The organism is Mangrovimonas sp. YM274 (genome assembly GCF_030908385.1).
Lineage (GTDB): Bacteria > Bacteroidota > Bacteroidia > Flavobacteriales > Flavobacteriaceae > Mangrovimonas_A.
Genome location: NZ_CP133091.1, coordinates 2,523,327 through 2,532,500 on the forward strand (window position 1 = coordinate 2,523,327; position 9,174 = coordinate 2,532,500).

A 9,174-nucleotide genomic window follows, 5' to 3' on the forward strand; every position below is an offset into this window, starting at 1 on the left:
TGTCAACCTATTGTTACTCTACCGTAAATAACTTGTTGATTTTTGTATATTTGCAAGGCTTTGAAAAAAGCGCGTTTTAAATTAATTAAAATACAAACCTTAAATGTCAAACAATCCTACAATATTTTATACAAAAACTGACGAAGCTCCTGCATTAGCTACACAGTCATTTTTACCAATAGTTAAGGCGTTTACAAAATCGTCAGGAATTAATATAGAAACCAAGGACATCTCATTGGCCGGCAGAATTTTGGCAACTTTTCCAGAAGCATTAACCGAAGACCAAAAAGTTGAAGATGCTTTGGCAAAATTAGGAGAGCTTGTAAAGTTACCTGAAACCAATATCATTAAACTTCCAAACATCAGTGCCTCCATTCCTCAGCTGAAAGGAGCCATTTCAGAATTGCAAAGTCAAGGATTCGATATTCCAAATTATCCAGACGAACCAAAATCTGATGACGAAAAAACGATCAAATCTAAATACGATAAGATTAAAGGAAGTGCTGTAAATCCAGTATTGCGTGAAGGAAACTCTGATAGACGCGCACCAAAAGCAGTTAAAAACTACGCTAAAAAGAACCCGCACTCTATGGGTGCTTGGTCGGCAGACTCTAAGTCGCATGTAGCAACTATGGACCATGGTGATTTTGCACACAATGAAAAATCGGTAACCTTAGATCATGCCACTTCTGTAAAAATTGTTCATACAGATGCTAATGGGAATGAAACCATTTTAAAAGATAGTTTCCCTATTTTGGAAGGTGAAATCATCGACGCTTCCGTAATGAGCAAAAAGGCGCTTTTGGAGTTTTTGGAAGCTCAAATTGCAGATGCTAAAGATCAAAACATTCTATTCTCTTTACATATGAAAGCAACCATGATGAAGGTGTCAGATCCTATCATCTTTGGTCATGCTGTGAAAGTATACTTCAAGGAAGTATTCAGCAAACATGCTGAAACATTTAAATCTATTGGAGTTGATGCCAACAACGGACTTGGAAACCTATTAGCTAAATTGGAAGAACTTCCGGAAGACAAACGTAAAGAAGTGGAAGCCGATATCAATGCTGTAATTTCAAACAGTGCCGATTTGGCTATGGTAAATAGTGATAAAGGAATTACCAACCTTCACGTACCAAGTGACATCATCATCGATGCCTCTATGCCTGCCATGATCCGTACTTCTGGACAAATGTGGAATGCTAAAGGTGAGCAACAAGATACCAAAGCGGTAATTCCAGACAGCAGTTATGCAGGTGTCTATACAGCAACTATCGATTTCTGTAAAGAACACGGAGCTTTCGATCCAACTACTATGGGAACTGTTCCTAACGTAGGTTTAATGGCTCAAAAAGCTGAAGAATATGGATCTCACGACAAAACATTCGAAATCACTGCAAACGGTACTGTAAGCGTTATTGATGCAGAAGGAAATACCTTAATTCAACACAACGTTGAAGCTGGAGATATCTGGAGAATGTGTCAAGTTAAGGACGCGCCTATCCAAGACTGGGTAAAATTGGCCGTGACTAGAGCTAGAGCTTCTCAAACACCTGCCGTATTCTGGTTGGATGAAAACAGAGCACACGATGCTGAATTGATCAAAAAGGTAAATGCATACTTGCCAAACCACGATACCGAAGGATTGGATTTAAGAATCCTTTCTCCTATAGAAGCAACTAAGTTTACATTGGAGCGCATGAAGAATGGTGAAGACACCATTTCGGTTTCAGGAAACGTATTGCGTGATTACCTAACAGACCTTTTCCCTATTTTGGAATTGGGGACCAGTGCTAAAATGTTATCTATCGTACCATTGATGAATGGTGGTGGATTATTCGAAACTGGAGCTGGTGGATCAGCGCCTAAGCACGTAGAGCAGTTATTGGAAGAAAACCACTTGCGTTGGGATTCTCTTGGAGAGTTCTTGGCCTTGGCAGTTTCTTTTGAGCATATGGCCGTAACCCAAAACCATCCTAAAGCGCAAGTTTTGGCGGACACTTTGGATAATGCTACAGAAAAACTGTTGGAAAACAAAAAAGGACCTTCTAGAAAAGTTAACGAACTTGACAACAGAGGTAGTCATTTTTACTTGGCAATGTACTGGGCACAAGCTTTGGCAGCCCAAACTACTGATGCCGATTTGCAAGCAGTATTCGCACCTATAGCGCAAGCCTTAACAGACAACGAAACGAATATTGTTTCCGAACTTAACGAAGTTCAAGGACATGCTGTATCTATCGGTGGCTATTACGAACCTAGTTTCGAATTGGCAAGCAAGGTCATGCGTCCTAGCGAAACCTTCAACAACATTATCAATTCCTTGTAATTGTTATCATACACACAAAAAAAGGCTTCTTAATAGAGGCCTTTTTTTTATACCCTTTCTTTTCTATTTGGGCGTTCCCTTTTTTAACAAAAAGGGCGTGCTGTTCGCTTTATCTTTTGCAAAAGTCTTTGCAAAAGGATGCCGCGACCATCACTAACGCAATTAAAATTACGTATTTTTGAACCATGGAATTTATCAAGACAACAGAACAAGATTCAAATTATAACAACCTAGAGGCCATGAGCCTTTCAGGCCTATTGGTCAACATCAATGCCGAAGACAAAACCGTTCCTTTAGCCGTTGAAAAAGCCTTGCCACAAATTGAAGCTTTGGTCTCACAAATTGTTGCCAAACTTAAAGATGGTGGACGCCTTTTCTATATTGGAGCTGGAACTAGCGGCAGACTAGGAATTTTAGATGCTTCGGAATGCCCTCCTACTTTTGGAGTCCCACATGATTTGGTCATCGGACTTATTGCTGGAGGTGATTCCGCCATTAGAAAGGCGGTTGAATTTGCCGAAGACTCTACAACCCAGGCTTGGGAAGATTTATCTAAATACAAGATTTCCTCAAAAGACGTTGTCGTTGGTATTGCTGCATCCGGAACCACACCTTACGTAATTTCGGGATTGGAACAATGCAATCAACATAACATCATTACAGGCTGCATTACTTGTAACCATCAAAGTCCTCTATCCAAAACAGCACAATTCCCTATTGAAGTCATTGTAGGCCCCGAATTTGTAACGGGTAGTTCAAGAATGAAGGCAGGTACAGCCCAAAAATTGGTTCTTAATATGATTACCACGAGTACCATGATTCAATTAGGACGTATAAAGGGAAATAAAATGGTAGACATGCAATTGAGTAACGACAAGTTAGTAAATAGAGGAACGAGAATGCTAATGGAAGAACTCCAAATTTCCGAAGACAAAGCTCAGGAATTATTAAGCAAATATAAAAATGTACGTACTGCTATAGAAAATTACAACCATGGAAACTGAAACCAAACGCACCAATAAAACGATTCTCTTAAAAGGTATCAAAACAATGGCTCTTTCCCTTGTTTGTATGTTCGCGGGGCCTACCTTGTTATATATCGCCTTTAGCAATACTGAAAAACCTTTATACATTCCCATTTTGCTAGCGGCACTCTTTATATGTGGTTTGGCCATATACTTTGCTTTTAAAGGACTTAAAACTATTATGGATAGTATGTTTCAAAAACAAAATTGATTAGCTCAATTTCCAAATAAAAATCCCGAACCATATAGTTCGGGATTTTTTGTATCGTTTTATTTTATTTTGAACACTTATTAACGTTTCAGGGTAAAGTGCGCCTTGAACTCTTTGCTCTGCCCCGTCGATGGTTCCACGTACTCCACAACAAACCAGTAGTCGCTGCTCGGCATCGCTGCTCCGTTGTACGTTCCGTCCCATCCTTCGCTAGATGGTGAGATCTGCTTTATAAGCTTTCCTTGCCTGTCGAAGATGAAGATCCTAGTCGCCGATTGGTCACTAAATCCAACAATGTTCCAAGTGTCGTTATAACCGTCACCGTTAGGCGTAAAGAATAACGGATAATCCAATACTGTCACTCTGGTGCTAGCCTCTCCACAGCCCAAAATATCTCTTGCAGTTACCGTATGCTCTCCCCATGGCACGTTCTCGAACACACCGCTCTCCTGCCATGGCCCGTCGTCCAGACTGTACTCATAGCTGCTGTCTCCGCTGGCCGTGGCCACCACGACATGGTTGTCTGCAAAGGCCTCGGTCACCACTTCCGCTACAATGCTCGGCGGTGCGCTCTCGATCACCTCAGTGGTGTCCGTGCGCTCGCACATGGTCACCGTAGAAGTCGATACGTCGATTACCGTTACACTGTAGATTCCCGCTTCTGTCGGTTCATAGCTACCGCCGGTAGCCCCCGCAATCTCCTGACCGTTGAAGTACCAGATGAACAGATAGTCAGGTTCCGTTAGCCCTGTCTCCAATACCGGTGGGTCGATCGCCTCGGTTCCGTTGGTATCCAGACACAGCACATAGCTGTCGTAAAGGTCGAACACCGGCTGTGGGTTCACCTGAAGGGTCAGCTCTGCCACCGCGTAACAGATGGAGTCCGGTGTGGTATCGTTGTCCACACGGGCATAGATCACCTGTGGGTTGACCACGTTCTCATAAAGGGTCGGCAATGGGCTTGTACCCGCTTCGGCATCCGCCTCGCTGGCATAGTAGCTCACCGTATAGTTTGCTGGGTCCTGTCCGTCCAACAGTTCCGCGTCCATGGCAGACAGGTCGAACTGCACGCTGTCGTCGGTCGGATCTCCGTCCACTTCCATATTGTCATCACAAAGCTCATAGAGGATGGCCTCCATGTCCGGATTGGCCTCCGCCGCTTCCTGTACCTCCACAAAGAAGCTCTGAGTACTTATCGAACAGCCTGTATCCAGATTGGTGATCGCCACAAAGATCTGCTGCGGGTTCACGGTGTTGGTGAACGGGCTCACAAGGTCGTTGTCCCCATTGTCCGCATCCAACTGCGATACGTGGTAGCTCACCCCATAGAGCGCAGGGTCCTGTCCGCCCAGCACCTCTTCGTCCTTCTGAGACAGGTCGAAGGCATAGGCCCCTTCCGTGTTGTTCTCACAGGCCACGATGTCCGTTACGGCAACTGCCTCCGGCAGTGGGTTCACCAAGATATCAAAGTCCACGATCGTATAACAGTCCGTGATGTCGTTGGCCACGCGCACATAGATGGTCTGTGGGCTGGAAATGTTCCCATAGGCCGTTGGGTCAGGGATTGCATTGGTATCCTGTTCCGCATCAAAAAGGCTCTCGTGGTAGCTCGCCGATACACCGGCCTCTCCGTTGATGATATAGGTCTCGTTCTCCGTAAGGTCGAACAGCTCCACCTCGTCTCCCGTGTTCTCATCGTCGCACAGTGCAATATCAGATGGGTCCTGGCTCGGGGTAGGGTTCGGCAATACGCGGATGGTCAAGGTCGTCTGGTCCGTACAGCCCGTGTCCGTATCGGTAACCACCACATATAGGGTCTGTGGGTTCGCCGCCACTCCGTTAACCGAAGTGTTCACATAGGCCGTTGGGTCCGGGATCGCATTGGTCCCCGCATCGGCATCAGCCTGGGTCTCGTAGTAGCTTACGCTCCAGCTCCCCTCATTGCCCGTGATCTCCCCGTCCTTTACCGTAAGGTCGAACACCGTCAGCTCATCCGCAACATCGTCGTCGCAAAGCTGCAGCGGCGTTGGCTGCACCGCTACCGGTGGCAGTTCCACACGGATCTCAAACTCGCCCGTGCTCACACAGCCGTTGTCAAGGCTCTCCAGCCTTACGTATATCATCTGTGGGTTGGTCTGGTTCACATAGCCCCATGGATTGGCGATCGGTGCCGCTCCGGACTCTGCGTCCGCCATGGTAAGGTGGTAGCTAAGCTCGAACTGCGATGGGTCCTGCGCACCGAGGATCTCGGCATCCATACCGGTCAAATCGAAGCTTGCATAGCCGTCCGTGTTCGTATCGCAGATTACATAGTCCTCGATGGCCGTTGGCACTACCGGTGACGGCAGTACGTTAAGCTGTAGGCCAACCACGCTGTGGCAGCCCGTTACCATGTTCTCCGCTCTGGCATATACCACCTGGGCATTGGCCACTATATTGTCATAAGGGCTCAAGAGCACATTGTCCCCGCTCTCGGCATCCGATATCGTCTCATGGTAGGTGATGGCAATGTCCAGCTCACCGTTGATGATCTCCTGCGTGCGCTCCTCCAAATCGAAGCTCGCATAGCCGTCGTTGTCACCGTCACATTCCTCCAATGGCGTCGGGTCTGCCTCCGGTGACGGGATCGGGTTCACCCTCAGGTCCAGGATCACCGTGCTGTAGCAGCCCGTATTGCTGTTCTCCGCTCTCACGAAGATCGTCTGTGGGTTGGCAATGTTCGTATAGGGGCTCACAAGGGCATTGTCGCCGTTTTCGGCATCTGCCAGCGTAAGGTGGTAGCTCAGTACAATACCCACCTGTCCGCCAAGGATCCCGTCGGTACTCTCCTCAAGTACAAAGGACTCCTGCTCGTCGCCCGGGTTGTTGTAGTCACAAGCTCCAATGGCAGCGGCTGCATCAATACCGGTAGGGCGTTCACGATAAGCTCCAATGGCACGACCTTGTGGCAGCCGTTGGCACTGTCCTCAACGCGTACCCACACCTGCTGTGCAAACGGTACCGTATTGGTAAAGCTCAATGGATTGGGAATGGCAGAGGTGCCCGATTCGGCATCGTCCTCAGTCAGGTAATAGGATACGCCGTACTGTACCGGGTCAAGCCCGTCAAGTACCTCCGCGTCCTTGAGCGTCAAATTGAACTGTGCATAGCCGTCGCCGGAGGCGTCGTCGCAGACCTCAAGGGCCGTTGGCTCCTCCAACTGTGGGGTTGGGTGCACCACAAGCACAAGCTCCACGATCGTCGCACAGTCCGTTGCGATCGTTGCGCTCTCAACACGCACATAGAGCGTCTGGGTATTGGCCACAATATTGTTGTAAGGGCTCGACAGGGCGTTCACGCCGTTGTCCGCATCCGCCTGGGTCTCGTGGTAGGTAAGTACCAGTCCCGTCGTACCTCCCGTGATACCGGCATCCGCATCAGACAGGTCGAACACGCCAAAACCGTCGCTGTCCGCATCACAGTACTCCAATGGATCCGGAATGTTCGCCTCTGGGGCCTGTTCCACCGATAACTCTACAGTTGTGGTTGTATAACATCCTGTTATAGTATTTAACAATCGAGCATAAATAGTTTGCGGATTAGTAATGTTTGTATAAGGAATTGGTAATGGATTAAAATTGTTATCAGCATCATCTTGTGTTAAAAAATAACTTACAACATACCCTGGAGTTCCTCCTGTAATATTGTTATTCACCAACGCCAAATCTATTGAAGTCAATCCATCTGCTATGTTATCATCACAAACTTGCAAACTAGGATTGGCCTCGGCTACAGTTGGTTCAGGAAGTATTGTTACAGTTCCACTACTAGTACTTCCACAATTTTCATTGGTAGTATATTCAACAGTGTATTCTTCCCCCGGTAATCCTCCCGTAATAGTACCTGTTAAAGGATCTATTATACCTGGACCTGCCGGAGACACAATTACATAAGTCCCACCTGGTGTTACTGCTGTTGCTGTAGCACCATCACAAGTTGGTTCCATAACGAAGGTAGCATCATCTAGATCTGAAAATGATATCGTTTCCGAAACATCCAAAGCCGTGTAACAATTAGGCAATTCAATAATATACTCCACACCATCAATCCAAAAATATCCATTAAGACTAATAAAGGTGAGCATATTTGTATCCTGCCCCGTTACAAATGTGACATATTGAAGGACATTAACCGTACCTGTATTAATAGTTTGAGAATTGGTTCCATCGGAAACACTCATTTGTGCCGTACTATTATTTTTTGCCACACTCAAAATGATTTCAGTACCTGCAGGCACCGTTTGATCCAACAATAAAACACAAGATTGGTAAGTATTGGAGATTCTTGCAGAATTTGCAGATGTAGCTGTTGTACCTTCCGGCTCTATTGGACCTTCAGCATTGGTTGGATCTATCCCCCCATAAGCGGTTTGTCCATTTCCTGAAATTGTAGGAGTAGGCGCATCAATTCCAACGAGTGTCATTGTGGTATTCTCCGTTGAAGCCATAACCAATACAGACGCTAGTCCTGTATCATCCAACACTATGGTTTCTTCTACCCCATCATTTATTACATAAGAAACCGTGCTGTTAGCAGGCCCTGTAATAATAAACTCTCCATCGTCGCCAGGACAAACTGTAGGATTTACCGCTTCTACTTCTGCTGTCGCTTCAGGCATTACAACTACATTAAAACTCTTTGTTAGAATATCTCCACAATTATCAGTTATAGATACAGTGTAGGTTGTGTCTGCCGTTGGTGAGAATACCGGATTGGGAAGCGTAGGGTCACTAACACCCTCTATTGGAGACCATTCATAACCTTGAGCTCCATCATAGGTAGCATCAATTGTATCAATACTTCCACCAGCACAAACTTGTTTATCTGATAAGGAGCCTATTGTAGAAAAGGAAATATGTTTAAAACACAACTGTTGCAAATTATATGCAGCACCCGTAGATCCTGCAAACCCAAAGTATACTTCTGAAGTTCCATTAAATATGGTATTTATAATATCTGAAGAATATGAGATACGTTCGCTACAATCAAATGTTACACTAAAAATCTGTGCCGTAGCATCCCAAGCTACCTTCACTTCATGGTAATTTCCGTCCTCAATATTCATTGAAGTTTCTGAAGCTTGAATTGGCCCCGATAGATTATTGGCAGAATTATGGTATGTACTCCCATTCTTCATTAAAGCCATATGGTCTGCAGTTATGTCTCCACGATTCCCATTAGTCCAAGTATCAAACTCCACAATTAACGATTGAGGAATGCCTTCGTAGCCAACGCCTCCCCCGGATAGACCTATCTCAGGTGTAGAAGTAGTTTTCATTACAAAAGCCATTCCATCTGCTCCATTGGCATCATTACTACCAAAGTTCGCGTCAAAAATTATTTCAAAATCAGTATTGAGATCAATTACATTATTGTACCAGACAGATCCACTTTGCTGTGGAGTATTTTGAGTAATCCTATAACAGTTATCACCCAGAGATACAGCATCACCGAAATATTCCGGTATCAATTGGGCAAATATGTTAAAAGAAAAGCAAAAAAAGAACGCTAGAAGAGTATACTTCCTCATAAATATTTTAGTAAGTTGAAAGTTAATTATCTCGCTAAAA

Annotated in this window: 5 protein-coding genes; 3 read left to right on the plus strand and 2 right to left on the minus strand. The window is 45.4% G+C overall.

Translation table 11 applies throughout. The annotated features are described in order from the left end of the window. Nucleotides 1–103: 103 nt before the first annotated feature. From RBH95_RS10860 to RBH95_RS10870, 3 genes are all read left to right on the plus strand, one after another. Nucleotides 104–2,329, plus strand: a complete 2,226-nt coding sequence (locus RBH95_RS10860; RefSeq protein WP_307899619.1) for an NADP-dependent isocitrate dehydrogenase — start codon at nt 104–106, stop codon at nt 2,327–2,329. A 185-nt stretch (nt 2,330–2,514) separates the two neighbouring features. Further along, nucleotides 2,515–3,333 (plus strand): N-acetylmuramic acid 6-phosphate etherase, encoded by an 819-nt coding sequence (murQ, locus tag RBH95_RS10865; protein ID WP_307899620.1) that lies wholly within the window; start codon nt 2,515–2,517, stop codon nt 3,331–3,333. Beyond that, nucleotides 3,323–3,565 carry a DUF6095 family protein gene (locus tag RBH95_RS10870; RefSeq protein ID WP_307899621.1) on the plus strand — a complete coding sequence of 81 codons (243 nt, stop codon included), beginning with the start codon at nt 3,323–3,325 and terminating at the stop codon, nt 3,563–3,565. Before murQ ends, RBH95_RS10870 begins: the two co-directional genes overlap by 11 nt. Nucleotides 3,566–3,645: 80 nt before the next feature. On the opposite strand, the gene RBH95_RS10875 is transcribed toward RBH95_RS10870, so the two are convergent. Further along, a complete protein-coding gene (locus tag RBH95_RS10875; RefSeq protein WP_307899622.1) occupies nt 3,646–6,363 on the minus strand; it encodes a T9SS type B sorting domain-containing protein in 2,718 nt (905 codons plus the stop codon). Beyond that, nucleotides 6,348–9,134 (minus strand): L-type lectin-domain containing protein, encoded by a 2,787-nt coding sequence (locus tag RBH95_RS10880; protein WP_307899623.1) that lies wholly within the window; start codon nt 9,132–9,134, stop codon nt 6,348–6,350. The genes RBH95_RS10875 and RBH95_RS10880 overlap by 16 nt, the downstream gene beginning before the upstream one ends. Nucleotides 9,135–9,174: the final 40 nt, after the last annotated feature.

Excerpts from the sequence above, each read along its gene's own strand:
- RBH95_RS10870 (WP_307899621.1), top strand. The coding sequence starts at position 3,323 with ATGGAAACTGAAACCAAACGCACCAATAAAACGATTCTCTTAAAAGGT.
- RBH95_RS10860 (WP_307899619.1), top strand. The coding sequence starts at position 104 with ATGTCAAACAATCCTACAATATTTTATACAAAAACTGACGAAGCTCCT.
- RBH95_RS10880 (WP_307899623.1), bottom strand. The coding sequence starts at position 9,134 with ATGAGGAAGTATACTCTTCTAGCGTTCTTTTTTTGCTTTTCTTTTAAC.
- murQ (WP_307899620.1), top strand. The coding sequence starts at position 2,515 with ATGGAATTTATCAAGACAACAGAACAAGATTCAAATTATAACAACCTA.